At 41.5% G+C, this 771-nt stretch carries 2 protein-coding genes; both read left to right on the top strand.

Going from position 1 to position 771, the window contains the following annotated elements; all coding sequences use genetic code 11:
• A partial coding sequence (locus ACS8FD_RS19570; protein ID WP_439277090.1) for a DUF4130 domain-containing protein occupies positions 1–240 on the top strand: 240 nt, incomplete at its 5' end.
• 139 nt (positions 241–379) lie between these two features.
• The coding region (locus tag ACS8FD_RS19575; RefSeq protein ID WP_439277091.1) for a glycosyltransferase at positions 380–771 on the top strand (392 nt) is incomplete at its 3' end.

Genomic DNA, 771 nt, shown 5'->3' on the forward strand with positions numbered 1-771 from the left:
CCCGCTGCCCTACAAACCATCACTGAGCTTGATGAGGCAGTCCTTCGTCATCCTGCCAGTATTCATAGTGAGGACGAACAGCGCTATCAAAAATTTTGGCAAGGTTACTTTACCAACGTCAACATTAAAGAGCGCAAAAACCCTCGTTTGCACAGACAGTATTTACCGCAGCGCTATTGGAAATACTTAAGCGAAAAGCAAATATTGCCCAATGCTGAACACTTGCAAAAGCGTCGTTAGCCACTCATCAATTCTTTAAACTGTAAAAACTTGAGCCAGCATGGCGATTTGTCACCTCTAATCGGTCTTCATGGTTGAGTTTTCAGCATTTTTAACTGACAATAGCAGCTTGATATCCTAACTGGTGGCCCACGCTATTATGAAAGTTATGCGCTTACTGTCGTCCTTAAAGCATGATGAATCCGAACGTGGGATTTTTCATCTTGGACGTGCTTTGGCCAAAAACGGGCATACTTCTATTATTGTCTCTAGTGCCGATGATGATAACGATTTGGTCAAACGTTTAGAGCGAGATGGCAATATATACCATCAGCTGCATATGTATAAAAAATCATGGTTATCAATCTTACAAGTTGCCCCTTTACGTCATCTTATCGAACAATACAATCCTGATATTATCCATGTGCATTCACGCACACCTGCTTGGATATTGCATTTAGCCCTGCGCCGAGCACGCGTAAAACATCGACCAAAGCTAGTCTCAACCATGTATGGTTTTTATTCAATTAATAAATATTCACAAGCACTACT

The organism is Psychrobacter sp. 1U2 (assembly GCF_051847575.1).